Annotated in this window: 27 protein-coding genes; 17 read left to right on the forward strand and 10 right to left on the reverse strand. The window is 70.7% G+C overall.

Going from position 1 to position 26,669, the window contains the following annotated elements; genetic code table 11:
* Positions 1-210 precede the first annotated feature (210 nt).
* Together ACFOYY_RS16730 and ACFOYY_RS16735 are read left to right on the forward strand one after the other, a co-directional pair.
* Entirely contained in the window at positions 211-1,032 is an 822-nt protein-coding gene (locus ACFOYY_RS16730; RefSeq protein WP_352009446.1) for a helix-turn-helix domain-containing protein, read from the forward strand.
* Positions 1,033-1,269, forward strand: a complete 237-nt coding sequence (locus ACFOYY_RS16735; protein WP_184715044.1) for a DUF397 domain-containing protein — start codon at positions 1,033-1,035, stop codon at positions 1,267-1,269.
* 367 nt (positions 1,270-1,636) lie between these two features.
* Here the strand turns inward: ACFOYY_RS16735 and ACFOYY_RS16740 are convergent, their stop codons facing one another.
* Positions 1,637-2,218, reverse strand: coding sequence for a histidine phosphatase family protein (locus ACFOYY_RS16740; RefSeq protein WP_386190244.1), 582 nt, complete (start codon positions 2,216-2,218; stop codon positions 1,637-1,639).
* A gap of 96 nt (positions 2,219-2,314) precedes the next feature.
* On the opposite strand from ACFOYY_RS16740, the gene ACFOYY_RS16745 reads away from it, so the two are divergent.
* From ACFOYY_RS16745 to ACFOYY_RS16785, 9 genes are all read left to right on the forward strand, one after another.
* Entirely contained in the window at positions 2,315-3,178 is an 864-nt protein-coding gene (locus ACFOYY_RS16745) for a Gfo/Idh/MocA family protein (protein ID WP_386190245.1), read from the forward strand.
* Positions 3,179-3,699: 521 nt separating this feature from the next.
* Entirely contained in the window at positions 3,700-4,665 is a 966-nt protein-coding gene (locus ACFOYY_RS16750) for an ABC transporter substrate-binding protein (protein ID WP_362910638.1), read from the forward strand.
* Positions 4,666-4,815: 150 nt separating this feature from the next.
* Entirely contained in the window at positions 4,816-5,781 is a 966-nt protein-coding gene (locus ACFOYY_RS16755; protein ID WP_386190274.1) for a FecCD family ABC transporter permease, read from the forward strand.
* Positions 5,778-6,551: an ABC transporter ATP-binding protein gene (locus tag ACFOYY_RS16760; protein WP_362775120.1), complete on the forward strand. Its 774-nt coding sequence runs from the start codon at positions 5,778-5,780 to the stop codon at positions 6,549-6,551. Before ACFOYY_RS16755 ends, ACFOYY_RS16760 begins: the two co-directional genes overlap by 4 nt.
* Complete coding sequence (locus tag ACFOYY_RS16765) at positions 6,548-7,231, forward strand: adenosylcobinamide amidohydrolase (protein ID WP_362775123.1); 684 nt, start codon at positions 6,548-6,550, stop codon at positions 7,229-7,231. The genes ACFOYY_RS16760 and ACFOYY_RS16765 overlap by 4 nt, the downstream gene beginning before the upstream one ends.
* A 159-nt stretch (positions 7,232-7,390) precedes the next feature.
* Positions 7,391-8,998, forward strand: a complete 1,608-nt coding sequence (locus ACFOYY_RS16770) for a hypothetical protein (protein WP_386190246.1) — start codon at positions 7,391-7,393, stop codon at positions 8,996-8,998.
* Positions 8,998-10,590 (forward strand): serine/threonine-protein kinase, encoded by a 1,593-nt coding sequence (locus tag ACFOYY_RS16775; protein ID WP_386190247.1) that lies wholly within the window; start codon positions 8,998-9,000, stop codon positions 10,588-10,590. Before ACFOYY_RS16770 ends, ACFOYY_RS16775 begins: the two co-directional genes overlap by 1 nt.
* A gap of 79 nt (positions 10,591-10,669) precedes the next feature.
* On the forward strand, positions 10,670-11,875 hold the full coding sequence (locus ACFOYY_RS16780; RefSeq protein WP_386190248.1) for a sensor histidine kinase: 1,206 nt from the start codon (positions 10,670-10,672) through the stop codon (positions 11,873-11,875).
* Positions 11,859-12,539, forward strand: coding sequence for a response regulator transcription factor (locus ACFOYY_RS16785; RefSeq protein WP_352008749.1), 681 nt, complete (start codon positions 11,859-11,861; stop codon positions 12,537-12,539). The genes ACFOYY_RS16780 and ACFOYY_RS16785 overlap by 17 nt, the downstream gene beginning before the upstream one ends.
* Here ACFOYY_RS16785 and ACFOYY_RS16790 read toward each other — a convergent pair.
* From ACFOYY_RS16790 to ACFOYY_RS16800, 3 genes are all read right to left on the reverse strand, one after another.
* Positions 12,479-13,183 carry a hypothetical protein gene (locus ACFOYY_RS16790; protein ID WP_352008750.1) on the reverse strand — a complete coding sequence of 235 codons (705 nt, stop codon included), beginning with the start codon at positions 13,181-13,183 and terminating at the stop codon, positions 12,479-12,481. The genes ACFOYY_RS16785 and ACFOYY_RS16790 overlap by 61 nt on opposite strands.
* A gap of 296 nt (positions 13,184-13,479) precedes the next feature.
* Complete coding sequence (locus tag ACFOYY_RS16795) at positions 13,480-14,133, reverse strand: TetR/AcrR family transcriptional regulator (RefSeq protein ID WP_352008751.1); 654 nt, start codon at positions 14,131-14,133, stop codon at positions 13,480-13,482.
* A gap of 28 nt (positions 14,134-14,161) precedes the next feature.
* On the reverse strand, positions 14,162-15,007 hold the full coding sequence (locus ACFOYY_RS16800) for a class I SAM-dependent methyltransferase (protein WP_386190249.1): 846 nt from the start codon (positions 15,005-15,007) through the stop codon (positions 14,162-14,164).
* A gap of 145 nt (positions 15,008-15,152) precedes the next feature.
* Between ACFOYY_RS16800 and ACFOYY_RS16805 the strand changes: the two genes are divergently transcribed.
* The 5 genes from ACFOYY_RS16805 to ACFOYY_RS16825 all read left to right on the forward strand — a co-directional run bounded on the left by ACFOYY_RS16805 (position 15,153) and on the right by ACFOYY_RS16825 (position 20,680).
* Positions 15,153-16,112, forward strand: coding sequence for a LysR family transcriptional regulator (locus ACFOYY_RS16805; RefSeq protein ID WP_362775139.1), 960 nt, complete (start codon positions 15,153-15,155; stop codon positions 16,110-16,112).
* 19 nt (positions 16,113-16,131) lie between these two features.
* On the forward strand, positions 16,132-16,617 hold the full coding sequence (locus ACFOYY_RS16810) for an NUDIX domain-containing protein (RefSeq protein WP_352009448.1): 486 nt from the start codon (positions 16,132-16,134) through the stop codon (positions 16,615-16,617).
* A 205-nt stretch (positions 16,618-16,822) separates the two neighbouring features.
* A complete protein-coding gene (locus tag ACFOYY_RS16815) occupies positions 16,823-18,913 on the forward strand; it encodes a DUF6421 family protein (RefSeq protein ID WP_386190250.1) in 2,091 nt (696 codons plus the stop codon).
* Entirely contained in the window at positions 18,910-19,548 is a 639-nt protein-coding gene (locus tag ACFOYY_RS16820) for an SDR family NAD(P)-dependent oxidoreductase (protein WP_352008755.1), read from the forward strand. Before ACFOYY_RS16815 ends, ACFOYY_RS16820 begins: the two co-directional genes overlap by 4 nt.
* 67 nt (positions 19,549-19,615) lie before the next feature.
* Positions 19,616-20,680, forward strand: coding sequence for a threonine aldolase family protein (locus ACFOYY_RS16825; protein ID WP_386190251.1), 1,065 nt, complete (start codon positions 19,616-19,618; stop codon positions 20,678-20,680).
* A 58-nt stretch (positions 20,681-20,738) separates the two neighbouring features.
* Here the strand turns inward: ACFOYY_RS16825 and ACFOYY_RS16830 are convergent, their stop codons facing one another.
* Both ACFOYY_RS16830 and ACFOYY_RS16835 read right to left on the reverse strand, forming a co-directional pair.
* Positions 20,739-21,038, reverse strand: a complete 300-nt coding sequence (locus ACFOYY_RS16830; RefSeq protein ID WP_352008757.1) for a DUF3467 domain-containing protein — start codon at positions 21,036-21,038, stop codon at positions 20,739-20,741.
* A gap of 130 nt (positions 21,039-21,168) precedes the next feature.
* Positions 21,169-21,810 carry a DUF305 domain-containing protein gene (locus tag ACFOYY_RS16835; protein WP_386190252.1) on the reverse strand — a complete coding sequence of 214 codons (642 nt, stop codon included), beginning with the start codon at positions 21,808-21,810 and terminating at the stop codon, positions 21,169-21,171.
* Between the two features lie 113 nt (positions 21,811-21,923).
* On the opposite strand from ACFOYY_RS16835, the gene ACFOYY_RS16840 reads away from it, so the two are divergent.
* Positions 21,924-22,586: a DUF3105 domain-containing protein gene (locus ACFOYY_RS16840; RefSeq protein ID WP_352008759.1), complete on the forward strand. Its 663-nt coding sequence runs from the start codon at positions 21,924-21,926 to the stop codon at positions 22,584-22,586.
* 52 nt (positions 22,587-22,638) lie between these two features.
* Here the strand turns inward: ACFOYY_RS16840 and ACFOYY_RS16845 are convergent, their stop codons facing one another.
* Genes ACFOYY_RS16845 through ACFOYY_RS16860 form a run of 4 tightly spaced genes read right to left on the reverse strand, consistent with a single transcriptional unit; the run spans position 22,639 to position 26,034 of the window.
* Positions 22,639-23,094: a S26 family signal peptidase gene (locus ACFOYY_RS16845; protein WP_386190253.1), complete on the reverse strand. Its 456-nt coding sequence runs from the start codon at positions 23,092-23,094 to the stop codon at positions 22,639-22,641.
* Positions 23,091-24,938 carry an ABC transporter ATP-binding protein gene (locus ACFOYY_RS16850; protein WP_386190254.1) on the reverse strand — a complete coding sequence of 616 codons (1,848 nt, stop codon included), beginning with the start codon at positions 24,936-24,938 and terminating at the stop codon, positions 23,091-23,093. The genes ACFOYY_RS16845 and ACFOYY_RS16850 overlap by 4 nt, the downstream gene beginning before the upstream one ends.
* The gene (locus ACFOYY_RS16855; RefSeq protein WP_362775160.1) at positions 24,935-25,426 is read right to left on the reverse strand and encodes a hypothetical protein; all 492 of its coding nucleotides are present in this window, start codon (positions 25,424-25,426) and stop codon (positions 24,935-24,937) included. The genes ACFOYY_RS16850 and ACFOYY_RS16855 overlap by 4 nt, the downstream gene beginning before the upstream one ends.
* A 59-nt stretch (positions 25,427-25,485) precedes the next feature.
* Positions 25,486-26,034, reverse strand: a complete 549-nt coding sequence (locus ACFOYY_RS16860) for a MauE/DoxX family redox-associated membrane protein (RefSeq protein WP_362775163.1) — start codon at positions 26,032-26,034, stop codon at positions 25,486-25,488.
* Positions 26,035-26,669: the final 635 nt, after the last annotated feature.

Below are 26,669 nucleotides of genomic sequence, written 5' to 3' on the forward strand. Positions count from 1 at the left end.
CCGTGCAGGTGCAAGAGCGAATGCACGTGCATAAGGTGCGTGCAACCGCTACGGTTACCCATGAAATCGGCAATCGGACAGAAAGGGGATCTTGTCCGCGGCTGGGAAATCTTGGGCCGCGAAGTGACAGACTGTCGATCAGGAAAGCGAGCGAGGAGCAACCACGTGTCCATGGACCCGCCCGGTACCGGTTCCACCGTTCGGCGCATCATGCTCGGCGCAAGCCTGCGTCGCCTGCGTGAGGAGAAGGGGCTTCCCCGTGAGGTGGCCGGATTCCACATCCGGGCCTCGGAGTCCAAGATCAGCCGGATGGAACTGGGTCGCGTCGGTTTCAAGACACGAGACGTGGAAGACCTGCTCACCCTGTACGGCGTGCTCGACGACGCAGAACGGCGCGGCCTGCTGGAGATGGTCCGCGAGGCGAACACCCCCGGCTGGTGGCACAAGTACGGCGATCTCCTGCCGAACTGGTTCACCACCTACGTGGGGCTGGAGGAGGCGGCGAACGTGATCCGCACCTACGAGGTGCAGTTCGTTCCCGGCCTGCTGCAGACGGCGGCCTACGCGCGCACCGTGATCCGGTTGGGCTACCCGGACGTGCCGGAGGCGGAGATCGAGCGTCGTGTGCATATGCGCATGCAGCGTCAGGAGCGCCTGACGAAGAAGGACGGCCCCCGCCTGTGGGCCGTCATCGACGAGGCGGCCCTGAAGCGCCCTATCGGAGGACGGGAGATCATGCGCGAACAGCTCCAGCACCTGCTGGAGGTGGCCGCGCTGACCAACATCACCATCCAGGTGATGCCCTTCCGCTTCGGCATGCACGCGGCCGAGGGTGGTGCGTTCAGCATCTTGCGGTTTCCCGAGTCCGACCTGTCGGACGTCGTTTATGTCGAGCAGCTCTGGGGTGCCCTCTACCTGGACAAACGTGAGGACATTGATCCATACCTCACGGCCATGGAGCAGCTGTGCGTGGAAAGCACCACGCCTGGGGGCACCGCCGAGATCCTCGGCGACCTTCTCAGAGAGATCTAAATGAACCACACCTACAACGGCATGCCCGCCACGGACCTGGCCGGGGCGAGTTGGCGTAAGAGTCGTCACAGCAACTCGACGGGCAACTGCGTCGAGCTGGCGGAACTGCCCGACGGCAGTATCGCGGTCCGGAACTCCCGCTTTCCCGGGGGTCCGGCACTGATTTACACCCGCGACGAGATCCGTGCGCTGGTGCTCGGGGTGAAAGACGGGGAGTTCGACAGCCTTACGGTGTAACGCCGTTTTCACATCGGGGCGAGTGGTTAACCTCGCCGTGTCGATGACGTAACCCGGGGAGCGGGTCGGCGGGGAAGAGTGTGAGCCAACAGCGAATGGGGGCTCAAGCCATGCTCGACCGGATGACCCTGTATCCCGTGGCCGACGACGTGCTGTTCGCACCAGGCGGTCGCGTCGTGATCCGCACATATGGTGTCGCCTCGCAGGCCACAGGCGACGGTGCGACCACTCCGGTGTCCTACCGCACATGGGTCACCGGAGTACGCGACCAGCCCTGCCACTGGAGATGGAGGCACTGCGAGGAGGCCCGCGCGGGCCACCAGGAAGTGCTGATGTGGTTGACGGGCCGTGGACCGCGGCCCGGCTCTCAGACGGGGGCGTTCCAGGTGAGCGCCACCGGTTCGCCGTGTTCGAAGCCCAGCCGGGAGTAGGTCCCGGTGTCCAGGCGGAACAGGCGGCCGTCCCGCGCGGGAAGTCCCAGCCAGCGGGCGCACAGCACCCGCAGCAGGTGACCGTGCGCCACCACGGCGACCGTGCCGTCCGCGGCACGGGCCCGGGAGATCACCCGGTCGGCGCGCTCCGCGACCTCCTGCGCGCTCTCACCGGGATGCTCGGCGTCCCCGGGGACGACCCCGTCGCGCCACAGGTACCAGCCGGGGCGCGTGCGCCGGATGTCCACGGTCGTGATGCCCTCGTAGCCGCCGTAGTCCCACTCCCACAGGTCCGGGTCGACCTCGTAATCCGTCAGTCCGGCCAGCTCCGCCGTACGGCGGGCCCGCGACGCGGGGCTGACCAGGGCCAGCCCGAAGGACCTGCCCCCGACCAGCGGCGCGAGCGCCCGCGCCTGCTCCTCACCTTTGGGGGTCAGCGGCAGGTCGGTACGTCCCGTGTGACGCCCGTCCCTGCTCCACTCGGTCTCACCGTGCCGCAGCAGAATCATCTCGTCCATATGTGATCCATCATGCCGGTACGGCCTCCTGGTTCTGGTGGGGTGGGTCCCTGATGAGCGCGCGACCGGCGGAAGGGGTCGTGAGAAGCTGGGGCCGTGACGATATCTGTGGGTTTGGTGGGCGCGGGGCCGTGGGCGGAGATGGTGCACGCACCGGTTCTCGCGGCCGGACCGGACACGCGCCTGGTCGGTGTGTGGGCGCGGCGCCCCGAGGCCGCGGCCCGGTTCGGGGTCCCGGTCTACGAGCGGATCGAGGAACTGTTCGACAACTGCGAGGCGGTCGCCTTCTCCGTGCCGCCCGCCGTACAGGCCGAACTGGGGGTGCTCGCTGCGCGGGCGGGCAAGGCGCTGCTGCTGGAGAAGCCACTCGCCGCCGACCTCGACGGTGCCAGACGGCTCGCCGAGGCGGTCGCCGAGGCAGGCGTGCCCTCCCAGATGGTCCTGACCTGGCGTTACTCCGCGGCGACCAGGGCCTTCCTGGCCAGGGTCTCGGCCATCGAGCCCTTCGGCGGCAACGCGGTCAGCGTCTCCGGCTCCATGCTGGGCGGCGACTTCGCCACCCCCTGGCGACTCGAACGAGGCGCGATCCTCGACATCGGCCCGCACATGATCGACATGTTGGACGCCGCGCTCGGCCGGATCACCGGCGTGCGCGCCCACGGCAACCCGCGCGGCTGGGTCGGCCTGCTGCTCGAACACGAGACGGGCGCGGTCAGCGAGGCGTCGCTGTGCATGAGCGTCCCCGGCGAGACGTCGCCCTCCAGGGTCGACGTGTACGGCAGGCTCGGCAGCGAGCACCTCGACGGGAACCGCCTCGGCTCCGACTCGTTCGCCGTCATGCTCTCCGAGTTCGCCGAGACCGTCGCCCGCGGCGGCGGCCATCCCCTTGACGCGGCACACGGCCTACGCCTCCAGGAGGTGATCGCCGAGGCCGAACGGGAGCTGGAGGACCAGGCTTGACTGTGTCTCTTTGCTCCGCCTGGCGGCGTCGCGGGCTTGGGCGCTTCGGGTCGGTGCTTTCCCTCGTCACTCATCCGCTGCGCTCCTTCGCTCCTCGGTCCAAGCACCGACGCGTCCAGGCTGTGTCTCTTTGCTCCGCCTGGCGGCGTCGCGGGCTTGGGCGCTTCGGGTCGGCGTCTTCCCTCGTCACTCCGTCGCTTCGCTCCTGCGTTCCTCAGTCCAGACACCGACGCGCCCAAGCCGACACCCCTCACGCACGGCACCGGGTTCGCGGAGGTTGGGAGGGCGGGCTTGACGGAGGAGAGGATCGGGGGGATTGATAGCGTTGGTTTGTTGCACAGCGTGTAGCGAAGTCCGGTGCGAGCCCGGCGCTGTCCCGCAACTGTCATGGTCAGGGGAGCGTTCTCCCTGATCGAGCCAGGTCGCCTTCCGCTGTGCCGACGCTGTCTGCCCTCGTGGAAAGGGTGACCCCGTCCCTTCACGGGTCTCTCCTGTTCCGATGACCGAAAGGATCCCCCCGAGTGAGGCCCGTACGTATCGCCCTCGTCGGCGCGCTGTCCGGTGTGCTTGCCCTGTCCGGATGCGCCGGGAACACCGAAGGCGCCGGAAACACCGGGAGCACGGCCGACCCGTCCGCGACGACGGCGCAGTCGCCGCAGGGGGCGGCCTTCCCCGTCACCGTTCAGGCGGGCAACGGCCCGGTCGTCGTCCAGAAGCGCCCGGAGCGCATCGTCTCGCTGTCGCCGACCGCGACCGAGAACCTCTTCGCCGTCGGCGCCGGCCCCCAGGTCGTCGCGGTGGACGACCAGTCGAACCACCCCGCGCAGGCGCCGAAGACCACCTTGTCCGGGTTCAAGCCGAACGTCGAGGCGATCGTCGCCAAGAAGCCCGACCTGGTCGTGCTCGCCAACGACATCGACGGCGTCGTCGGCAAGCTGGGCGCGCTCGGCGTCCCCGTGCTGGTCGAGCCCGCGGCGGCCAAACTCGACGACGCCTACGACCAGATCACCGACCTGGGCCTGGCCACCGGCAACGTGGACCGGGCCGAGGAGGTCGCCGACGGCATGAGGAAGCAGATCGAGGCCCTCGCCGCCGAGGCTCCCAAGGACAAGAAACTGACCTACTACCACGAACTGGACAGCACGCCGTACTCGGCGACCTCGACCACCTTCATCGGCCAGATCTACGGGCTGTTCGGGCTGACCAACATCGCGGACAAGGCCCCCGACGCGGCGGGCGGCTACCCCAAGCTCTCCGCCGAGTTCGTCGTCAAGGCCGACCCGGACATCGTCTTCCTCGCCGACACCAAGTGCTGCGGCCAGTCGCGGGAGACCCTCGCCAAGCGTCCCGGCTGGTCCGGGCTCTCGGCGATCAAGAAGGACCGGGTCGTCGCCCTCGACGACGACCTCGCCTCCCGCTGGGGTCCCCGCGTCGTCGACCTCGTCAAGCAGGTCGGCGAGGCCGTCCGGAAGACCGCGACCAGTTAGGTGACCGATCTCTCCCGTCCCTCAACGGGCTCGTCCTCGCCCGAGGTGGCCCCCGGCCTTCTCCGGACGGCGGGCAAGCGGCTTCCCCACCGGACCGCGGGACCGCGCCCGTTCGTCACACTGGCGGCCTGCCTGCTGCTGCTGGCGAGCATGCTCGCCGCCCTGCTGGTCGGCGCGGCGGACATCGCGCCGCGCGGCGCCGCGCTGCAGTTGCTCGACTGGCTGCCGTTCGTCTCCGCCGACTCCGGGCTCGCGCCGGTCGAGCGGGCGTTGCTGCTGGAACTCAGGCTGCCCAGGGTCCTGCTCGCCGCGATCGTCGGCGGACTGCTGGCCTGTGCGGGCGCCGGATACCAGGGCGTGTTCCGCAATCCACTGGCCGACCCCTACCTGCTGGGGGCCGCCGCCGGGGCGGGCCTGACGACGACGGCGGTGATCGTGTTCACGACCGGCGAGGGGGACACGCTCCTGGTGCCCGGCGCGGCGTTCGCCGGGGCGATCGGCGGTGTCCTGCTCGCCTACGCGCTGGGCAACGTCGCGGGGAGGGGCGGCGGCACCGCGACGCTGGTCCTGGCCGGGGTCGCCGTGACCTCCTTCCTCACCGCGGTCCAGACGTTCCTCCAGCAGCTCGACGTGGAGGAGCTCCAGCGCGTCTACGGCTGGATCCTCGGCAACGTCGGCGGCGGCTGGGAGCAGGTCAGGCTGATCCTGCCGTACGCGGCGGTCTCCGTCGTGGTCATGCTGCTGTACGGCAGGCTGCTCGACGTACTGTCGGTCGGCGACGACGAGGCGGCCAGCCTCGGCGTGAACGTCGCCAGGGTCAGGCTCGTGGTGCTGCTGGCCGCCTCGCTGGCCACCGCCTCCGCCGTGGCGGTCAGCGGGCTCATCGGCTTCGTCGGCATCGTCGTCCCACATGTGGTCCGTCGCCTGGCCGGGGGGTCCTACCGGGTGGTGCTGCCGTTGTCCCTGGTCGGCGGGGCCGTCTTCCTGGTCCTGGCCGACCTGGCCGCCAGGACCGTGATCGCCCCGGCCGAGCTGCCCATCGGGGTGGTCACCGCCTTCGCGGGGGCGCCGTTCTTCGTGGCCGTGCTCCGCCTCACCCGGCGGGTGGAGACATGAGCCGCGTCGAGGCCAGGGGGCTCGGCGTCGTCCTCGGCGGGCGGGCCGTGCTGTCCGGTGTGGACCTGCGGGCGGGCGCGGGGGAGTGGCTCGCCGTCATCGGGGCCAACGGCGCGGGCAAGTCCACCCTGCTCAGGGCGTTGGCCGGGCTGCTGCCCCACTCGGGTGAGGTGCTCGTGGACGGCGCGCCGGTGCGCGGGCTCAAGCCGAGGGAACGGGCGCGACTGCTGGCCTACGCCCCGCAGACCCCGGCGCTCCCCGGGGACATGACGGTCTTCGACTACGCGATGCTCGGCCGCACGCCGTACATCCCGCACCTGGGCAGGGAGAGCCGGGAGGACCGGGAGGTGACCGCCTCGGTGCTCGACCGGCTCGACCTGTCCCCGCTGGCCGCCCGCGCGCTCGGCCACCTGTCGGGCGGGGAGCGCCAGCGGGTCGTGCTCGCCAGGGCGCTGACCCAGCGGGCGTCGGTGCTGCTGCTCGACGAGCCGACCACGGCCCTGGACCTGGGACACCAGCAGCAGGTCCTCGAACTCCTCGACCGGCTCAGGCTGGCCGACGGCCTGACCGTGGTCACGACGCTGCACGACCTGAGCGTCGCCGGGCAGTACGCCGACACGATGACGCTGGTCGCCGGCGGTGGGGCCGCAGCGGCGGGCACTCCCGCGCACGTCCTCACCGAGGAGCTGATCGGTGAGCACTTCGACGCCCGGGTCCGTGTGGTGGCCGACGCGGGCGGCAGACCACAGGTCCACCTGGAGCGCCCGTGAGACTCGGACTGAGCCGTCGTGAGGAGGACGGGGCCAGGCTGGCCTCGCTGCTGTGGGAGTGCGGCCCCGGCTGGCGGGCGATCTCCTCGGCGATGCTGGGCGGCGGCATCGGGCCGGTCGGGTGGGTGCTCAACGCCCAGGTGGCCGGGGGCTACTCGCGGATGGACCCGGTGGCGCACCTGCTGGAGATGGCCCCGCCGGGGCCCGGGGTCGGCATGCTGACCGCGGCGGCCGTGGACCGGTTCACCACGGCCGCAGACGGGGGAGTCGAGGTCGCGGCGACCGTCGGCCTGCGCGTGCCGACCTGGGCGGCGGCCCCCGAGGGAACCCCCGACCCCGAGCTGGCGCCGATGTACCTGCCGGGGACGATCAACATCGTCGTCGCCGTCCCGGTGGCGATGACCGACGCCGCCCTGGTCAACGCCGTCATGACGGTCACCGAGGCCAAGTCCCAGGCGCTGGCCGAGGAGGGCTTCCCGGGCACGGGCACCGCCTCGGACGCGGTCTGCGTCGCCGTACGGGAAGAGGGGCGGGCCGAGCTGTTCGGCGGCCCGCGCTCGACCTGGGGCGCCCGCGTCGCCCGCGCGGTGCACGCCGCCGTACGGCAGGGCGCCCGTGACTGGATGGGCAGGAACGGCCAGGCGGCTCGGGAACCATCTTCAGGGCTGTCCGAAATGTAGGGATTGGTAGTTGATCTAGGCGCTGTTTTCGGGGGTCTGGCGGGATGTGTCCTGGTCGAACGGTGATTGTTTGTCTACTGAATACTTATCCGGGTGATGTTCTATTGACTTCTGCACTACGGTTGCCACGCTTGTCCTAATCCCCCCTATGGAGTGGCTATGCGGCGATTCGTCTTGGCTCTCGCGCTCCTCGGCGTCGTCGTCCCCGTGGCCGCCGCGACGGTCCCCGCGTTCGCGCACGAACATCCGAGTGGCATCACCGACCTGGTGACCCCGGCGGTCGTCAGGGTCGAGGCCAAGGCACGCGTCGACATCACCCTGCTCGACCACATCGGCGAACTGGTCCACGTCGAACGCTCCTACGACGTGCCGATCGGTGAGGGCACCGGCACCGTGGTCAACCCCGAGGGCGCCGTCGTCACCCTCACCAGGGTGGTCAGGACGGACAAGGACGTGGCGGTCCACGCCGCCAACAAGATCTTCGCCGAGCACCACAAGGTCAAGATCCCTGACGACTTCAAGCGGCACACCCTGAAGGACAAACTGCTCAACCACCACCTGCAGGAGTGCTACCCGCCGAAGCTGCCGACGGCCACCTGCATCGTCGACGTCACCACCGAGATCCGTGTCTTCCCCAACATCTCCAGGCCGGACGACGAGGGCTTCAAGGCTGAGATCACCCGTGTGGGGGACAAGCCGGACAGTCCCGCCGTGCTCGTGCCGGTCGGACGCGCGGACGCCAGCGCGGGCCTGCCGACGGCGCCGCTGGCGGCCCAGGTGCCGGACAAGGACTCCTGGCCGGTCGCGGTCGCCGGATTCACCAGACGGCCCGCGGCGGGCCTGCCGGAGACCGTGGACATCGCCCACCTGAGCGCCGGAGGCGCGGGCGAGGGCGGCAGAGGGTTCCGGGACCCGGAGAACAAGGTGGACGAGCCACGCAAACTGGGGGCGCTCGTCGACCGGGGCCTGCGCGGCGGCCCGGTGATCGAGGACAAGAAGGGGGAGGTCGTCGGCCTGCTCGTCGGAGGAGGCGAGGACGGCCGCATGATCGGGGTCCGGGAGGTCACCAAGGCCCTGGCCGAGGCCAGGGTCATTCCCAGGAGAGGGCCGATCGACGCGGCCTTCGAGCAGGCGCTGACCCGCTTCCACACCCACTACTACGGTGACGCGGTCCCCGCCTTCCAGCGTGTCCTCGACCTCTACCCGGGGCACGTCCTGGCGGCGGCGCACCTGAAGACGTCCCAGCAGAAACGCGGGACCGCCGAGGACGAGGGGGCCAGACGGGCCGCGGCCGCCGCCGGTGACAGCGCCGCCGGACCTCCCCTGTGGCCCTTCCTCGTCGTGGGAGGCGTGCTGGTGCTGGCCGTGCTGGCCGGGGCCTTCCTGCTGTGGCGCCGGAGGGGGAACGAAGAGGAGGAGGCCGAGGAGGAGCCGGTACGGAACACGCCGCCGCCCCCCGGACCGCGGCCCGCACCCCGCCCTGAGCCTCGCCCCGGGGCACAGGCGGACAGGCACGGGGCACCGGACGAGACGGCCGACGCCACCGTCGTGGTCGGCCGTTCCTTCCCCGCGCTGCCCAGGACGACCACCGCGCCGGGCACTCCCGTGCTGGTCGCGCGGGACCCGGGCGGCGGGCCCGGCACCAGGGAGACCGCGACCAGGCCGGACACCGTCCCCGTCAAACAGAAGTACTGCACCGCCTGCGGGATGCGGCTGGGGCCCGCGCACCGCTTCTGTGGCTACTGCGGCCACCCCACGGAGGCGTGATGGCCCAGAACGACAGAGCCCTGATCGGCCAGGAGGTGGCCGGATACCGCGTCGAGGACCTGATCGGCAAGGGCGGCATGGCGGTGGTCTACCTCGCCATCGACTCCCGGCTGAACCGCAAGGTGGCGCTGAAGGTCCTCAACCCGCTGCTGGGCGAGGACGAGCGCTTCCGCCAGCGCTTCGTGCTGGAGTCGCGGACGGTCGCGAGCATCGACCACCCCAACATCATCCCGGTCTACGAGGCCGACGCGGCCGAGGACGGCACGCTCTACATCGCGATGCGCTACGTGGACGGCCCCGACCTGCGGCGCCTGTTCTACGACCGGGGGCTGATGCCGGTCGGCCAGGCCAACAGGATCTTCGCCCAGGTGGCGGCGGCGCTGGACACCGCGCACGCGCACGACCTCATCCACCGCGACGTCAAACCGGCCAACATCCTGATCGCGGGCCACACCGAGGGCGACCACGCCTACCTCACCGACTTCGGCATCACCAAGCACCTCACCTCGCTCTCCGGGCTGACCCAGACCGACCAGTTCATCGGCACGCCCCGCTACATGTCCCCCGAGCAGATCAACAAGGAGCGCGTCGACGGCCGCTGCGACCAGTACGGCCTGGCGTGCGTGGTCTACGAGGCGCTGGCCGGGCGGCTGCCGTTCCGGCGGGACAACGAGATCGCGCTGCTGTGGGCACACCTGGCCGAGACGCCGACCCCGCTCAGCTCGCTGCGGCCCGAGCTGCCGATGGAGGTGGACGGCGTCATGGCGCGGGCGCTGGCCAAGTCACCCGAGCAGCGCTACGACACCTGCACGCAGTTCGTCACCGAGCTGCGGGACGCGATCAGCGGCCAGTCCTACCGGCTCGCGGAGGCGGCCCCCCAGGACCTTCAGGCCTCCCGGACCTCCCAGGCCGAGCCGGAGGCACCCACGAGGAGGCCCGCGCCGGAAGCCTCGCGGAAGGCCTCCCCGCGCAAACGCGGGAAGGGGCGGGGGATCGTCGTCGGCGCGGGCGTCGCCGTGGCGGCCGTCGTCGCGCTGGTCGCGGTGCTCGCCACCGTCCTGAGGGGCGGCGGCGAGTGGACGCCGTACGCGGGATCGTCCGCGGTGCCGGTCGCCTTTGAGCATCCGCCGAGCTGGACCCCCCGCGCGCACGCCGACGTCTTCGTGGTCACCTCCCCGAAGGCCGGGGAGTTCGACGCGCTGTTCGGCACGCCGGTCACCGCCGACTGGGCGGCGGTCAACGAGATCATCAAGGCCTCCCCGGCGGAGGCGACCGGGATCTACGCGCAGACCCTCGACACCCTCGACCCGCGGAGCGGGGCCCAGCAGCTCCAGGAGACCCTGCAGTCCTCGCTGCCGGGCACGGTCAACGTCTCCTCCGAGGTCGTCCAGGTGCTGGTGGGCGGCAAGCCGGCCGTACGGCTCGAAGGCTCGATCACCGACCCGCAGCGCGGCGGCAGACTGGACTTCACCGGATGGGCCGTGGAACGACCGGGCAAACCCGCCCTCATGATTTACTTCTGCGCGCCGGGCACCTGTGACAGCTCGCTGGCCAATCGGTTCGTGCGGAGCGTGTCCTTCGGGACCTCCTGACTTGTGGCCCACTTGTAAGCCACTTGCCTGGGCGTTTTGTCCTGTATGCACGGAGGGCGGAAGGGATTAGTCTCCCCGCATGGCGGTTCCCTCTCCCCTCCTGCGACGCTCCGGCGCCGCTTTCCTCGCCCGGCACCTCCGCACGGTGCCCAGGGCTGATCTGCTGATCGGCCTGGCCGTCATCGCACTCGGCACGCTGGAGGCCTTCACCGTCGCCGCCGACCACGGCGCGGCGCAGACCCCCGAACTGTGGTGGATCGGTCAGGCGCTCGTCACCGGGGTACTGGTGTGGTTCCGGCGCAAGGCGCCGGTCGCGGTCTTCATCCTGATGATCCTCGCCCAGTACGCCTGGCACCGGCAGGGCTACGAAGGCTGCCAGACCTGGCAGCTGGCCTCCCTGCTGATCGTCTTCCACACGGTCGCCGCCGAGCTGCCCGTCAAGCCGGGCCTGGCCTGGGCCGTGACCGGCATCCTGGTCTTCGACTCCGGTGCCGTCGACCACCGCCTGCTGCCCTTCGACGAGGTCATCTTCCTCACCGTCGTCTTCGGTGCCGCCTACCTCACCGGCCTGGCCGTGCGCGCCTACGCCACCAGGGCGCACCGTCTGGCCGCCCACGCCGTACAACTGGAACGTGACAGGGAACGCCAGGCCGCCGAGGCCGTCGCCCAGGAACGCACCCGCATCGCCCGCGAGCTGCACGACGTGGTCGCCCACAGCGTCAGCATGATGGTCATGCAGGCCGGGGTGATGCGCCGGATGGGAAGCCCGCACGAGGACATGCTGCTCGGCATCGAGCGGATGGGCCGGGAGGCGGTGGACGAACTGCGCGTCATGCTCGGCGCGCTGCGCATGCCGCTCGACGAGGCCATCCCGCAGCCGGGACTCGACCTGCTGGCCGGCACGGTCACCTCGCTGGCCTCCTCCGGGCTGCGGATCAGCCTCGACGTGGTCGGCGATCCGGTACGGCTGCCCCCCGGCCTCGACCTGTCGGCCTACCGCATCGCGCAGGAGGCCCTGACCAACGCGGTCAAGCACGGCGGCGAGTCCGAGATCACGATCACCATCACCTACCACGGTGACCACATCGAACTTGAGGTCCTGGACGGCGGCGGCGGAGCCCCGTCCGAGCTGTCGACGGGCAACGGCCTCGTCGGCATGCGCGAGCGCGCCGCGCTCTTCGGCGGCCGCTTCGAAGCGGGCCCCCGCCCGGAGGGCGGTTTCCGTGTCCACGCATCCCTGCCTATCTCCCACCAGGAGGTGTTCGCCGATGAACGGATCAACTGAGACGAGCATTCGTGTCGTGATCGCCGACGACCAGGCCATGGTCCGCGCCGGGCTGAAGCTCGTCGTGGAGAGCGAGGCGGGCATGGAGGTCGTCGGGGAGGCGGCGGACGGGCTCGAAGCCGTCTCCGTCGCCCGCCGTACCCGGCCTGACATCGTGCTGATGGACATCTCCATGCCGCGCATGGACGGCCTCACCGCGGCCAGGCAGCTCCTCGGCCAGCCCGCCCCGCCGAAGGTGGTGATGCTGACCACCTTCGACACCGACGAGAACCTCTACGCCGCGCTGCGCGCCGGGACCAGCGGGTTCCTGCTGAAGGTCTCGCCCCCCGAGCAGCTCGTCGAGGCCATCCGGGTCGTCGTCGGCGGTGACGCGCTGCTCGATCCGGCGGTCACCACCCGGGTCATCGCCTCCTTCGCGGGCCGCCACGACCCGGCGCCCCCGCCGCAGCTGGCCGAGCTGACCCCGCGCGAACTTGAGGTGCTGCGCTTCCTGGCCAGAGGCATGACCAACGCCGAGATCGCCGGGGAGCTCTTCGTCGGTGAGGCCACGGTCAAGACGCACGTCGCGCGGGTGCTCATGAAGCTTCATCTGCGGGATCGGGCTCAGGCCGTGGTGTTCGCGTACGAGTCGGGCGTGGTACGGCCGGGCGCGTCCGTGGGGTAGTGGGAGACCCACTCCGTGCGGCTCATCCTGAGCATCTTGACGCCGAGCGAGCCGATCGCGACCGCGCTGGCGCCCCACAGCGCGACCGAGGCGGGGCCGTACGGAACGACCAGGGAGGTGCCGTAGCCGATCGCGACGACGAGCGGCACCCACCAGTGCGCGAACCCGGCCCGCCACACGCCGGCCAGCAGGACCGGCATGCCGAAGATGGCGAAGAAGAGCCAGGGCATCTGGAAGCCGAAGACGACGCCGGGCAGGTTCAGCATCTCGTCGAGGATCTTGGCGGCCTGTTCGGGGGTGTTGCGCTGCCCCAGCCACCACTCCACCGGATCGATCATGAGCATGCCCGACAGGTTGATGTAGCCGAGCGCGGTGAGTGGGCCCACGATGTGGCCGAAGACCACGGCCCTGCGGCGCATCACATGCAACAGGGCGATGGCGGCCAGGGCCATGAGCAGGTAGGACCAGTGGTACAGAGCCGACTGGGCCTGGGCCAGGGCCGGGTTGTCGCCGTAGCTGACGGCCTCCCGGTCGTCGCCCCAGGTGCCGGGGTCGATGATGACGGCGATCGTCTGCAGGAGGGGCGCGACGATCAGCAGTGTGCCGGACGCGATACGCCTGAAGTCGGCTGAGTCCTTGAACATCGGGAATTCCTTGCTGTGCCTTGCTGTGCGGAACCAATGCAAGGAAGGTAGGCCCGTCCCCGGCGCCGGGTCGTCCGCCGGGGGAGGGACCCACTCTCCACCCGGCGGCGTATCATCCCGCGACGCCGTTCCTTAGAAACAGGTCGGAGCGCTGCCCGGCAGACAGGGGCCCTGGTTCCCGCCTCCGTCGCTCACCTGTCCGGAACGTGCCCGGATGACGTATCCCGCGTTGCCCGAGCCGGTGTCGCCGGCCGGAGGGAGCGGAGGAAGGGCCGGGGCGCCGCTCCTGGCCTCGTTCACGACGTGCATGCCACCCCGGAGGGGGCGAGGCCGTTCATCAGGGTGGCTATCAGGGCGTCGGCCGTGGCGGGGGGAACGTCGGCGGGGACGGGGGCGCCGCGCAGGAGGCGGGGGAGGACCAGTTCGTGGCAGACGCCGACGAGTAGCGTGGCGGCGGCCTCGGGGTCGGCCGAGGGGGTCAGGCGGCCGAGGTCGCGTTCCGCGCGCAGATAGCCGGCGAGCATCGCCTGCAGCCCCCTGCCCTCGCCGAGGGGGTTGGGCAGCGCGTCGAAGCGGGCGAGCACCTCGGGCTGGGGGAGCAGGCCCGCGAAGGCGGGCAGGAAGGCCCTGTGCAGGGCGAGACCGTAGGTGAGGCAGGCGCGCAGGTTGCCGGCGACGGTGCCCTCACCCGGCCTGGCGGGCAGCGGGCCGAGGTCGCGCTCGACCGAGCGGACGTGGGCGTGCAGCGCCAGCGCCAGCAACTCCTCCTTGCCCTCGAAGTGGTTGTACAGCACGCCGTCCGCGACCCGTGCCGCACGGGCGATGTCGCGGACGGTGAGTCCGGTGGTGCCGCGTTCGGCGATGAGCCGTCCGGCGGTGGCGACGAGGTGTTCGCGCAGGCTCAGGCCGTCGGTGCCGTCACGCAGGGCGGCCGCTTTTCTCGGTGACATCACCCCGCATCCTAGTGAGCCGGGTGGGTCACGGCCGGGTGGCGGTGATCAGCCAGGCGGCGCCGCGCAGCCGTACGGCACCGGCCCGTTCGAAGGGGCGCATCGCCTCGGTGAGGGCGTCGAGGGCGCGGGAGGCCGACTCCTGATCGACCTGGCCGAGCATGAAACGGACGGGACCCCAGGCTCCCAGGAAGGCCGCCGCGTCCTCGGTGTCCGCCCCCCATGTCTGGGGAGCGTCCACGGGGGTCGCGGCCACGTTCTCGAAGCCCGCGGCGGTGAGCACCTCGTGGACGCGGACGGGGTCGGCCAGTGACTCGGGGCCGGGCCCGCCGGGTTCTGTCGTGGCGGGGCGACGCGGCAGGTGCGGGGTCATCGCGGCGAGGACGCGGCCCAGGTCCTGGTCGTCCAGGTTCCGCAGCGACAGCATGGCCAGGCGCCCGCCGGGGCGCAGCGCGCGGCCGATGTTGGCGAACGCGGCGACAGGGTCGGCGAAGAACATGATCCCGAACCGGCTCGTCGCCACGTCGAACCGGCCGGAGGGCAGCGGGTGGACCTGGGCGTCGCCCCGCTCGAAGGTCACGTTGGCGACGCCCTCGGCGTCCGCGCTCGCGCGGGCCCGCGCGAGCATGGGGGCCGACAGGTCGAGGCCGGTCGCGTGGCCGTGCCGGGCCAGCCGGGCGGCCAGCCTGGTCACCCGCCCGTTGCCGCAGCCGACGTCCAGCACCGTGTCCCGCTCCCCGACGGCCGCCGCCGCGAGCAGGGGTTCGTTGAAGGCGTCGTTCACGGCGTCGTAGCGGTCCTGGTGGTCGGCCCAGTGGTTGCCCTCGTAGCCGTTCCAGGCCTCGGACTGGCGGACGTTGACGACGGAGCCCATGCTTCCTCCCGAACTGATATGAACGAACGTTCATGAACGTTCGTTCATGATGGGGCGCGGAGCGGGAGGGTGTCAACCGCACGTGCCCCGGGCTCTTCGCCGATTAGGTCTTACTGGAAAGCTTCTTTGCTTTTACTCTCGATGCGTGGATCTCCAGGTTCGTCATCTGAGGGTGCTGTGTGCGATCGCGGACAGCGGGAGCATCTCCAGGGCGGCCGTGACCCTGAAGATGTCCCAGCCCGCGCTCACCGCTCAGCTGCGCCGTATCGAGCAGATGTTCGGCGACCCCCTGTTCGACAGGGGCCCCGAGGGCGCCCGCCCGACCATGCTCGGCGAGTGGCTGCTCGTCCGCTCCCGCTCCCTGGTCTCGGCCGTCGACGAGTTGGAGCGGACGGCCAGGCGTTACGCGCCCCCGCAGGTGGAGACGGCGCCGATCCGGGTCGGCTGCGCCCCGACCCGGCTGCGGATCTACCTGGCCAAGACCCTCCGCAGGCTGCTGCCCGGCGCGGAGATCAGGCTGCTCACCGAGCAGACGATCGACACGTTGCCCGGCCTGCTCGAATCGGAGCGGATCGAGCTGGCGACCCTCGACGACTATCCGGACCACCGGCTCTGCGCGCCGCCCGGCGCGGTGTACACCGCCATCGCGGTGGAGCCGCTCTTCGTCGGCCTGCCCGCGGGCCACCCGCTGGCCGAGCACGAGGAGGTCGAGCTGCGCGACCTCGCCGAGGAGGACTGGGCGCTGCCGACCCCGCTTGAGTCGGGGCCCAGGGAGTACTTCTGGAACACCTGTGCCGCGCACGGCTTCGCCCCGCGCGTGGCCTACGGCGTCAACCTGGAGGTCGGGGTCGACCTGGTCGCGGAGGGACGCTGCGTCAGCCTGTTCCAGGCGACCGTCCCGGCCAGGGAGGGCATCGCGATCCGCCCGCTGGCCGGCTCGCCCCTGCGCTTCCGGCACCTCATCGGATGGACCGCTCCCGGGCCGATCACCGCGCACGCCGACGCCCTGGTGCGGGCGCTGACCACCACCTACTGGACGGAGTCGCAACGGGCTCCCGCCTACCGGAACTGGCTGGAAAGGCACGGGCCGCTGAAGCGGTTGTGAGCCGTAGTCTCGCGGCGTGATGACCAGGAACTCGCACTGCTCCTTCTGCGGCAGTGCATACGCCCTCGACCAGGCGTGGCCGCGCACCTGCTCCTTCTGCGGCAACACCGCCTACCTCAACCCGCTGCCGGTCGCCGTGATGCTGTTGCCCGTCGACGACGGTGTGCTGGTGATCCGCCGCGGCGTCGAACCGCACCGGGGCGGCCTCGCCCTGCCGGGCGGCTTCGTCGACGTGGGGGAGTCCTGGCAGCAGGCGGCGGTCAGGGAGCTCCGCGAGGAGACGGGGGTCGTCGTCGGCGCGGACGACGTCCGGCTCCTCGACGTGCTCAGCGCCCCCGACGGCACCGTGCTGATCTTCGCCATGGGGCCGGAGACCTCCTCCGCCGCGCTCCCGCCGGTCGTGCCGACCGATGAGACGACGGAGTGGCTGACGATCGACGGGCCACGCGAGCTGGCCTTCCCGCTGCACACCAGGGTCGTGGCGGACTACTTCGCCGCTAGGTGACCTCCCGGGGCGGGCCCGCCGCGTCGGGCCCGCCCCCCATCCCGTACGGCCACGTGTATTGGTCCGTCCGAAACCTCCTCCCCGGGGGCCTCGCCGTGCCCTTGCCCGGGTGATCCACACCGCTCCTGCCGTAAGAGGTGTGTCAATATTCGGGCATCTTGTGTATATTTTCCGTCATTGGCTCACATCTGAGGGAGGATTTATCGTGCGAGCGTTCCCACGGGTGCTCTTCGACGAGGCGCACAACGAGTCATGGACCATCCGCAGGGACGTGGCCGAAACGATGAATCCGGGGCATCCCGACGACAACAGCTACGCCCGCGCCGCCGAGACGCTGCGCCGCCTCGGGCACACCGTGGCCGCGCACACCGGCGGACCGATCACCCCGGCCCTCCTCGCCGGGCAGGACGTCCTCGTGATCGCCCACCCCTCCGCCGACCGCTGGGAGCGCACCACGGGCCTGGGCAGCCCCGTCCTGCCGGTCGAGGAACTCGACGCGATCGAGGACCACGTCACGGCCGGAGGCGGCCTGGTCGTGCTCGCCGAGTGCGAGCAGGAGAAGTACGGCAGCAACCTCGCCGAACTGCTCGGCCGCTTCGGCGTCACCGTCGAGCACACCACCGTCCAGGACCCCGGGAACTCCCACAACGGCGTGGCCTCCTGGGTCCTCGGCGTCCCCGGCGACCCCTCGCAGCGGGAGGACCCGCTGGCCGGGGCGCGCAGGGCGTGCTTCTACCGGGCGGGTGCCCTGACCGGCCCCGAGCACGCGAACGTGCTGTTCCGGACCTCGCGGACCGCCGACCCCGCCGACGCGCCCCTGGCGCTGGCCGTACGGCACGGCGAGGGCAGGGTCGTGGTCGTCGCCGACTCCGACCTGTTCGGTGACGACTCGATCGGCGACTACGACCACGCCGTGCTCTGGGGCAACCTCGTCACCTGGGCCGCCCGGGTGCCCGTCCCCGCCGGGCGCCGGGAGATCCAGGAGGTCCAGGAGGTCTCCGTGGTCCGCGAGTCCTTCCAGGCACTCAAGGCGGCCGTCGAGGCGCTCCAGCCGCTGCAGGCCAAGGACGGCTCCGTCGAGGGCGACCGGGACAGGGCGGTCGAGCTGATCGCCGAGATCGTCGAACACGTCGCACGGCTCGCCCCGTGCTTCCCCCACGACGAGGCCTACCTCACCGCGGTGGTCGCCGACCTGCGCAAGTGGGTCGAGCAGGGCCTGGGCGTCCCCGACTTCCTGGACTCCCTCGACGCCTTCCACCCTGACACCCAGCGGATCGACGGCCTCGAACACCTGGTCGTCTTCCCGATGTACACCCAGAACGGAAGCGTCCGCCGCCACCTGGAGGCCGTGCTGATCCGCACGGTCTGGCCCGAGTGGCTGGCGAACCTGGAGAACGAGCGCTACGACAACCCGCTCTTCGTGCCGATCGCCTTCGAGGACTTCACCTCCGGCTACGACACCAACTCCGCCGTCCTGTTCCCCGAGACCGTCGCGGTGCGCCAGACCCCGGCCCGTTTCACCTGGGGCGGCATCTTCTGCGACCGGGAGGCCGCCCGCTTCCGCGCGGTCAGCGGGGCCGCCGCCGAGACGCTCAAACTCGCGCTGCCGCCGGACGCGGCGCGGCTGGTCGCCTCGCAGGAACTGGCCCAGGACACCTTCGTGCTCTGGGACCTGATCCACGACCGCACGCACAGCCACGGCGACCTGCCGTTCGACCCGTTCATGATCAAGCAGCGCATGCCGTACTGGCTCTACTCCCTTGAGGAGCTGCGCTGCGACCTGACCGCGTTCGGCGAGGCCGTGAAACTGGAGCGGGAGGGCGTCCCGCACGCCCGCTACGTCCAGATCGCCATCCTGTTCGACCGGCTGTTCCGCTTCCCGATCACCGGTGACCGGGTCCGCAACTACGACGGTCTCGGCGGGCAGCTGCTCTTCGCCTACCTGCACCGCAACGACATCGTCAGGTGGACGGACAACCGGCTCAGCGTCGCCTGGGACCGGGTCGCCGACGGCGTCGCCGACCTGCGGGGCGAGGTGGAGAAGCTCTACCGGGACGGAATCGACCGCTCCAAGCTCGCCCACTGGCTGGCCGCCCACCAGCTCGTCGCCGCCTACGTGGAGCCGCACCCGGCCTCCGTCTGGCACCGGGGGGTGGACGCGCTGCCGGTCGAGGGCTTCCCCAAGGCCGTGGTGGACGCGGTGCTGCCCGACGAGTTCCCCCTGAGCATGTTCTACGAGGCCCTGCGCCGTAAGCTCGGCGATGTCGTCGAGTCCACGAGGGGAATCCGGGCATGATCATTCTGGTGACGGGCGCGGCCGGGCCCGCGGGCAGGGCGGTCGTACGCCGCTTCACGGACAAGGGACACACCGTCATCGGTGTCGACAGGTCAGGCGCGGAGGGCACCCTCCCGGTCGACCTGCTCGACGCCGAGGCGGTCAGGCGGCTGGCCGCCGACGTCCAGGCCGAGCACGGCCGGCTGGACGGCGTCGTGCACCTGGTCGGCGGCTGGCGCGGCTCGAAGACTTTCGCCGAGACCAGGCTTGAGGACTGGGACCTGCTGCACGACCTGCTGGTCCGCACCCTGCAGCACGTCACCCTCGCCTTCGAGCCGCTGCTGAGGGCGAGCGGACGGGGCAGGTTCGCCATCGTCTCCGCGCTGGCCGCCGAACGGCCGACCCAGGGCAACGCCGCCTACGGCGCCGCCAAGGCCGCGGCCGAGGCCTGGACCCTGGCCTTCGCCGACGCCCTTGAGGGCTCGGGCTCGACGGCGAACGTCCTGGTCGTCAAGGCCCTGGTGAACCAGGCCATGCGGGAGGCCGCCCCCGAGCGGACCTTCCCCGGGTTCACCGACGTCGACGACCTCGCCGAGGCGATCGACGGCCTGTGGGACACCGACAGGAACGGCGAAAGGATCGTCCTGGCCCCGTGAGGCGGGACGGCGAGAACGACGCGGGCGGCCGGACACCGAAAGGCGGCCGCCCGACCAAGGGGAAGAAGTGACAGACGCCATCCGCAGACACGACCCGCTGGTCAAGGGATTCGCCAGCGACAACTACGCCGGAGTGCACCCGGAGATCCTCCAGGCCCTCGCCCTGGCCAACGAGGGGCACCAGATCTCCTACGGCGAGGACGTCTACACCGAGGCCCTCCAGGAGGTCTTCCGCGGCCACTTCGGCCCCCTGGCGCAGGCGTGGCCGGTCTTCAACGGCACCGGGGCCAACGTGGTCGCGCTGCGCGCGATGACCGCCCCCTGGGAGGCGGTCGTCTGCGCGGAGTCCGCGCACATCCACACCGACGAGGGCGGGGCCCCGGAACGGTCGGCCGGCCTCAAGCTGCTCACCGTCGCCACCCCGGACGGCAAGCTCACCCCCGAGCTGGTCGACACCCAGGCCTGGGGTTTCGGCGACGAGCACCGCGCCCAGCCCAGAGTCGTCTCGATCACCCAGGCGACGGAGCTGGGCACCCTCTACACCCCCGACGAGGTCAGGGCGATCTGCGAGCACGCCCACCAGCTCGGCATGCTCGTCCACCTCGACGGCGCCCGCGCGGCCAACGCGGCCGCCGCGCTCGGGGTGCCGCTGCGCGCCTTCACCACGGACGCCGGGGTGGACGTGCTGTCCTTCGGCGGCACCAAGGCCGGGCTGATGTTCGGCGAGGCGATCGTGGTTCTCAACCCCGACGCCGTCAGGGGGCTGCGCTACCTGCGCAAGAGCGCGATGCAGCTCGCCTCCAAGATGAGATTCGTCTCGGTGCAGTTCGAGGCGCTGCTCGCCGGTGACCTGTGGCTGCGCAACGCGCGCAACGCCAACGCCATGGCCCGCAGACTGGCCGACGCCGTACGGGAGATCCCCGGGGTCGAGGTGCCCAGGCCCGTGCAGGCCAACGCCGTCTTCGCGGTCCTGCCCGCCGAGGTGACGCAGCGGCTGCAGAAGCGTTTCCGCTTCTACACCTGGAACGAGGCCGCCGGGGAGGTCCGCTGGATGACCGCCTTCGACACCACGGAGGCGGATGTGGACGCCTTCGCCGCCGCCGTGGCCGAGGAGATGAGCGCGCAGGCGTGAGGACACGCGGCCCGGTCCCGTACGGCTGACGCCGGGGGGAGAGCCGCGCGGGGACGGGTCAGGACTTCCTGCCCGTCTCCTTCTCGTATGCGGTCAGCTGCTGTTCCAGAGCCTTCATGAGTTCGAACACCTGGCTCGGGGGGATGCGGATCCGGCTGACGATCCTGGTCGGCACACTGACGAAGTGCTGGCCCGACGAGGGGTCGTTGGCGAGCTGGGGCGGCCTGGTGATCACCGCGAAGTCCAGGACGAAGCCATCCTCGGTGTGCCACACCGATGCGAAGTTGGCGTACTGCCCGGCCTCGACCTCGGCGGAGATGCTCACCTCCAGGCGGTTCTCCGGTTCGTCGTTCACCATTTCTGTTCTATCTCCTCCGGCCAGGTTGCTCAATGCTGCCCTGGCCGGGGGAACGGGCGGCGCAGGGGCGCGCCGACCTCGTCGAGGCGGACGCCGTACAGGGGGTGGGCCCGGGAACGACCGGGGAGAGCTAGAGGATCGAGGGCAGTGGCCTGGCCCCGCGCTGGGCCAGCATGTCGGTCATCAGCTTGATCTCTCCCGTCTGGCCCGCGACGATGTGCCGCGCCAGGGTGGCCACCTCGTCGCGGTCCGACAGTTTCAGCAGCCCCTCGCTCATCTGCACGCCGCCCTCGTGGTGGCGGATCATGAGCTGAAGGAAGAGGATCTCCTGCTCCTTGCCCGTGGCCTCGCGGAGCCTCTTGAGCTCCTCCTGGCTGGCCATACCGGGCATCGCACCCGGGGCCGCCGCCGTTACGCCGTGGCCGTGACCGGACATCCAGGCCATCGGCGGGCGCTCGGTCGACTGGTTGAGCCCCCACTGCTGGAGCCAGCCGCCGAACATCCCGCGCTGGGCGGTCTGCGTGACGATGATGTCGTAGGTGAGCACCCGCAGGGGATCGTTCGTCGTGTCGTCCCGCATGATGAAGGCCATCTCGACGGCCTGCGAGTGGTGCGTGGCCATGTCACGGGCATAGCCGGCTTCGGCAGAGGAGTCGGTGGGGGACTGCCTACCCCCCAGGAACAGCACGGAGCCGACGAGCGCGAAAACGATGACTATCGCAAGGATCGTCCACGGTCGACGTGATCTGGGGCGTTCTACGGGGGTCTCCATCGCCTAGTCAGCCTACCGGTTACCAGCTGTGGGGAGGGAGTGCGGTACTTATTCCCGCTATACGTAGGTAGCGCATAAGGTGACTCGGACATGGTTTGCCCCCTGGAGGATTGATGATCAAGGAAGAGGCACGGTCGAGACGTGAGCGTCTCAACCAGATGCGTGAACAGCAGAAGCGCCGTGAGCGCCGTGCCGGGATCATCATGTGGGGGGCCGGAGGCCTGGTCGTTCTGCTGCTCGTCGGAGTGGTCGGCTTCTACCTCGTCAACGAGCGGGCGCAGACCTCACTGGATTCGGTGACAAGCGCCAAATACGCGGGCGGATCGCACAAGGAAACCAAGATCAAATATGCGGAGAACCCCCCGATGGGCGGGGAGCACAACTCCGTATGGCAGCGCTGTGGCATCTACGACGAGCCCGTGAACAACGAGAACGCCGTGCACTCCCTGGAGCACGGCGCGGTGTGGATCACCTATCGGCCCGACCTTCCCAAGGACCAGGTCGAGACGTTGAAGAAGGCCGCATCGAGCGACTACATGCTTCTCAGCCCCTACCCGGGTCTCCCCAAGCCCGTCGTGCTGAGCTCCTGGAACAAGCAGCTGCAGCTCGACAGCGCGGACGATCCGCGACTGGCCAAGTTCGTCGCGAAGTACAAGAACAGTCCTGAGACCCCCGAGCTCGGCGCCTCCTGCGAGGGTCCGAACAGCGTCGACAAGCCCGCGTCGCAGAACCCCATTCCCGACGCCACGCCCGCTCCCTCCTCAAGCGCCTCCTGACGACAGGGAGGGCGGCGACCTCGCCGCCCTCCCGCCACGCGGGCGCCGAGGGTCACGAGTGGTCTCTCAGGGGGCGCAGGACCACTCCCACCACGGCGTCGGCGGGTACGTAACCGTACTGTCGCGAGTCTCCGCTGCCGTCGGGATTGTCTCCCAGGAGCACCAGACTGGCCGGGGGGACCACCGCCCCGGCCCCTTCGAAGGGAAAGGGCACCGGATCTCCGGGGATCGCCGCGACCCGTTTGATGACCCGCCGGGCGCGCAGTGCCTCCCGGGGACCCAGCTCTCCGGGAACGGGCCGTATCCACTCAGGCAGGTCGACGACGGCCACCTCACCCGCCCGGATCCGGCCTCCCCGGCGGCGCCGTACCAGTAGCCGGTCGCCGTGACGGTAGGTGGGCGTCATGCTGGGGCCCCGCACCGTGACCACCAGGTATCCCCGGCGAAGCCGGTTCAGCCAGCCCGCGAGGCAGGCCAGCGCGACAAGGGCCAGCGCGGTCCGGATCATGTGAGCGTCGTCTCGTAGCCGCGGGCCTGCAGGGAGAAGAGCCGGGAGTAGACGCCGCCCTCGGCGACGAGCCGGGCGTGGTCGCCGCACTCGATGATCTCCCCGTCGGAGAGGACCGCGATCTGGTCCGCGTCGCGGACCGTGTTGAGGCGATGGGAGATCAGCAGGCTGGTACGGCCGCCGCGGTGCTCGCGGAGCCGGGCGTGAACCTCGGCCTCGGCCTCCGCGTCGAGACCGGAGCTGGGCTCGTCGAGGACGAGCATGTCCCGGTCGTCCCGAAGCAGCGCCCTCGCCAGCGCCAGCCGCTGCCCCTGCCCGCCGGACAGCAGCATGCCCATCTCGGGGTGCTCCTCGTCGATCCCGGCCAGGAACATCCGGGTCAGCATGGTGTCGTAGCCGTTCGGCAGCGCGGCCAGCACCTCGTGCACCCCGGCGCGCCGCGCGGCGGCCTCGATCCGATCTCGGTCCTCCAGCCGGGCGAGGTCACCGAGGCCGATGTTCTCCGCCGCGGAGAGCTCGTACTCCACGTAGTCCTGGAACACCGTGCCGATCCGTTCCCGCAGCTGGGCGGGGTCGGTGTCCCGCAGGTCGACTCCGTCCCAGCGGACCTGGCCGCGGGTGGGGTCGTAGAGCCTGCAGAGCAGCTTCACCAGTGTGCTCTTGCCCGCGCCGTTCAGCCCGACCAGCGCGGTGGCCCGGCCCGCGGGAATGGTGAGGTTCACACCACGCAGCACCCACGGCTGGTCGGGACCGTAGCGGAACCAGACGTCCCGGAACTCGACCCCTCCCGTCAGCGCCGGTACCGGGCGGGGAGAGGCCGGGACCGGCAGGTCGGGTTCGACCGTGGTCGCCACGTGGTAGTGGTCCAGCATGAGCAGCGCCTGGTAGGAGGCTCCCAGCTGACTGATGATCGCGGACAGGGAGCTCTGGACCCCGGCGACCGCGGCCACGAGCACCGTCACGTCGCCCACGGTGAGTCGTCCGGCCCGGGAGGCCAGGACGGCCCAGATCAGCCCGCCGCCCGCGACTCCGGCCCCCAGGATGGCCAGGAGGATCTGCACTCCCAGCTCGCGCCGGTCCAGGGCGCGGTTGACGGCGTTGGTCGAGCGCAGCTCGGAGAGCATCCGGTTCCTGAAGAAGTCCCCCAGTCCGAAGAGACGGACCTCCTTGGCCTCCCGCGGGGCGCTGAGCAGGTTCGCGTAGAAGTACTGCCGCCGCTCGGCGTAGCCGGTCCGCCACATCGCCCCCACCCGGCGCCGGCCCAGCAGGACCTCCGCCCGCGTGGTGGGGATCGCGGTGACCGAGACGGCCAGCACCAGCCAGGGGTTGATCAACAGCAGGGTGACCAGGAAACCGGTCAGGGTCAGCAGACTTCTTCCGATGCCGGTGGCGCTGTTCAGCAGGTGCACGGGGCCGGTGCTGCCCGCCTGCTGCGCCAGGCTGATCCGATTGTGGAAGTCCGGGTTCTCCAGGGTCGCCAGCCCCCGCAACCGGTCGTTCATCGCGGTGTAGAGCCGGTCGACCGCGACCGTCCGCACCCGCCTCCCCACCTCGGCCTCGGTGTACTGGGACAGCCGTGGCACGACCACGGCGCAGACCCCCGCGAGGGCGAGCGCCACGGCGGCCCAGACCAGGGCCGTTCCGGAGACGCCGCCGACCAGGCCGTCCAACGTCAGCCGGGTGAGCCAGGCGACCGCCACCGGCGCGAGCCCTGCGGCGGCCGAGAGCAGCACCAGCACGCCCAGCGCCGCCGGAGCGGCCGCCAGCGTCAGCCGCGCCGCCATGAGGGTGTGGCCGAACGCCGCTTTGGGGGTGAGCCCGGCCGTCGCTCCGGCCTGCCTCACATCTCCGCCGGTACGGCCACGGCACCTCGCCCGGTGTGGGTCACCGCGCCGTCCGCGCCGAGACGGCACATGGCGGGGTAGGCGGAGGTCTTGAAGGCGGCGGCCAGCGGCCCGCGATCCCGTTCGATGACGACCATGACGTTCTCCCGGAGCTGCGACACCATGTCGGCGGCGACCTCGTCCGTCGGCGCCACGATCACGGCCAGCGCCTGCCGACGGCCCTCGGGCAGCGCCCGCGCCGCCGCGGCGAACCTGGGAAGCCACTCGTGGCACGCGTCGCAGGTCGGGGAGAAGAACCCCACCAGCCCACCGGCCAGCTGTGCCCCGGTGACCGCCTCGGCGTCCACGGTGCGGGCGGTGAAGGGACCGGGGCGGGTCCCGGGACCGGTGATCGGCTCGATCATGGACTTCGGGTGGGTCAGGCCGTCGAGACGTTCTGTGTGGTCCCGTAGCCGGCGGATCACGCCCAGCGTGAGGACCAGATTCAAGACGGTGACGACGACACAGAGAATCACGGCTGCGGCAACAAACATGTCCACTGCTTTCTTCACTTCGATTTGTTCGGGTGGTACGGAGACGAGGCGAACAGGGCGACCAGATCGTCCAGGCGGATCACCAGGGACGCGACGGTGAGGGCGGCGATCACCGTGACCACGGCGAGGGCCGGCTCCATCGGCCCGGCGGGGGAGAGCAGGGCCGTCAGCAGGCCGGCCACCGCCACCACGATCAGGACGAGGTTGCGCGCCAGGTGCACCGGTCCCAGCGGTGTGCCTCCGGCCCCGAAACAGCGGCACGGGGCACGTTCACCCCGGCGCAGCGCCGCGGCGATCGCGATCGTGAACCCGGTGGTCGTCACGGTGGCGAGGGCGAATCCCGCCGCGGCGGTCGCGGGAAGGAGGGTCAGGACGACGACGGCCAGTTCGGCGGCGAACACTCCGAGGGCGACCGGCCGCCGCCACCTGCCCACGCGGGGAGGCAACAGCCGGCCGGTCGATCTCGTGAATTCGGCAAACGCCTTACCGGGCCGTTTGCTGATCGCCGCTACGGCGAAAGTGCTCGCCACGAGCACCTGGCAGCCCAGGGTGACGAGTGCCATTGGTCGTTTAGGCGGGGACTAGGAGCAGACGCTGCACGTGATACGGCGGGCGCTGTCCTCGCAGAGGCACAGCTTGGTCAGGCCACCTCCGCAGGGAATCTCATAGAGACACGGCCCCGTGTAGGGGTAGGAGCCACAGGGGCAGCTCGCGGCCGCGCTCGACGCGGGCACGAACCGGCTCAGCAGCCGGTCCCCAAGGATTCCCAATTTGTTAAGCATGTCGCAGACCCTTCCTCCGGCCGCCGGTTCCGCGCGTGAGAGATTAATATGCGGCCGGAGTGGTCTCCGGGGCGGCACGTTGTTCACGCTAACCGCCGCTTATCGGCAAAACAATAGATTCTTGCCGAAGAATGGCAATTGCAATTCCGGGAGGCCGGTTATTCATTGATTTGGAAGGGTATGGTTTCGAATTCCCGACTCTCCTGTCGGGTAACCTGGGCGGACGTGAGCCTCGGGGCCGCGGGGGGCCCCGCAGGAGGCCTTCGTCCGGCCTGGCCGGGGGTCGTGAGCTGCGAACATTCGCTCGCCTCCCGGGGTGCCCCGCGTGGCGAGCACGGCCTTTCCGTGGCCTTTCCGTGTCATGACGGGCTCCCGCCCTCCCCGGGGTGTGACCCGGCCGTCCGAACCGGTCGCGT

Source organism: Streptosporangium jomthongense, from assembly GCF_042650425.1.
Taxonomy (GTDB): Bacteria; Actinomycetota; Actinomycetes; order Streptosporangiales; family Streptosporangiaceae; genus Streptosporangium.

Excerpts from the sequence above, each read along its gene's own strand:
- ACFOYY_RS16760 (WP_362775120.1), top strand. The coding sequence starts at position 5,778 with ATGAGCCGCGTCGAGGCCAGGGGGCTCGGCGTCGTCCTCGGCGGGCGG.
- ACFOYY_RS16820 (WP_352008755.1), top strand. The coding sequence starts at position 18,910 with ATGATCATTCTGGTGACGGGCGCGGCCGGGCCCGCGGGCAGGGCGGTC.
- ACFOYY_RS16810 (WP_352009448.1), top strand. The coding sequence starts at position 16,132 with ATGACCAGGAACTCGCACTGCTCCTTCTGCGGCAGTGCATACGCCCTC.
- ACFOYY_RS16740 (WP_386190244.1), bottom strand. The coding sequence starts at position 2,218 with ATGGACGAGATGATTCTGCTGCGGCACGGTGAGACCGAGTGGAGCAGG.
- ACFOYY_RS16735 (WP_184715044.1), top strand. The coding sequence starts at position 1,033 with ATGAACCACACCTACAACGGCATGCCCGCCACGGACCTGGCCGGGGCG.
- ACFOYY_RS16775 (WP_386190247.1), top strand. The coding sequence starts at position 8,998 with ATGGCCCAGAACGACAGAGCCCTGATCGGCCAGGAGGTGGCCGGATAC.
- ACFOYY_RS16790 (WP_352008750.1), bottom strand. The coding sequence starts at position 13,183 with ATGTTCAAGGACTCAGCCGACTTCAGGCGTATCGCGTCCGGCACACTG.
- ACFOYY_RS16840 (WP_352008759.1), top strand. The coding sequence starts at position 21,924 with ATGATCAAGGAAGAGGCACGGTCGAGACGTGAGCGTCTCAACCAGATG.
- ACFOYY_RS16780 (WP_386190248.1), top strand. The coding sequence starts at position 10,670 with ATGGCGGTTCCCTCTCCCCTCCTGCGACGCTCCGGCGCCGCTTTCCTC.
- ACFOYY_RS16770 (WP_386190246.1), top strand. The coding sequence starts at position 7,391 with ATGCGGCGATTCGTCTTGGCTCTCGCGCTCCTCGGCGTCGTCGTCCCC.
- ACFOYY_RS16800 (WP_386190249.1), bottom strand. The coding sequence starts at position 15,007 with ATGGGCTCCGTCGTCAACGTCCGCCAGTCCGAGGCCTGGAACGGCTAC.
- ACFOYY_RS16860 (WP_362775163.1), bottom strand. The coding sequence starts at position 26,034 with ATGGCACTCGTCACCCTGGGCTGCCAGGTGCTCGTGGCGAGCACTTTC.
- ACFOYY_RS16785 (WP_352008749.1), top strand. The coding sequence starts at position 11,859 with ATGAACGGATCAACTGAGACGAGCATTCGTGTCGTGATCGCCGACGAC.
- ACFOYY_RS16730 (WP_352009446.1), top strand. The coding sequence starts at position 211 with ATGCTCGGCGCAAGCCTGCGTCGCCTGCGTGAGGAGAAGGGGCTTCCC.
- ACFOYY_RS16755 (WP_386190274.1), top strand. The coding sequence starts at position 4,816 with ATGCTCGCCGCCCTGCTGGTCGGCGCGGCGGACATCGCGCCGCGCGGC.
- ACFOYY_RS16830 (WP_352008757.1), bottom strand. The coding sequence starts at position 21,038 with ATGGTGAACGACGAACCGGAGAACCGCCTGGAGGTGAGCATCTCCGCC.
- ACFOYY_RS16795 (WP_352008751.1), bottom strand. The coding sequence starts at position 14,133 with ATGTCACCGAGAAAAGCGGCCGCCCTGCGTGACGGCACCGACGGCCTG.
- ACFOYY_RS16845 (WP_386190253.1), bottom strand. The coding sequence starts at position 23,094 with ATGATCCGGACCGCGCTGGCCCTTGTCGCGCTGGCCTGCCTCGCGGGC.
- ACFOYY_RS16835 (WP_386190252.1), bottom strand. The coding sequence starts at position 21,810 with ATGGAGACCCCCGTAGAACGCCCCAGATCACGTCGACCGTGGACGATC.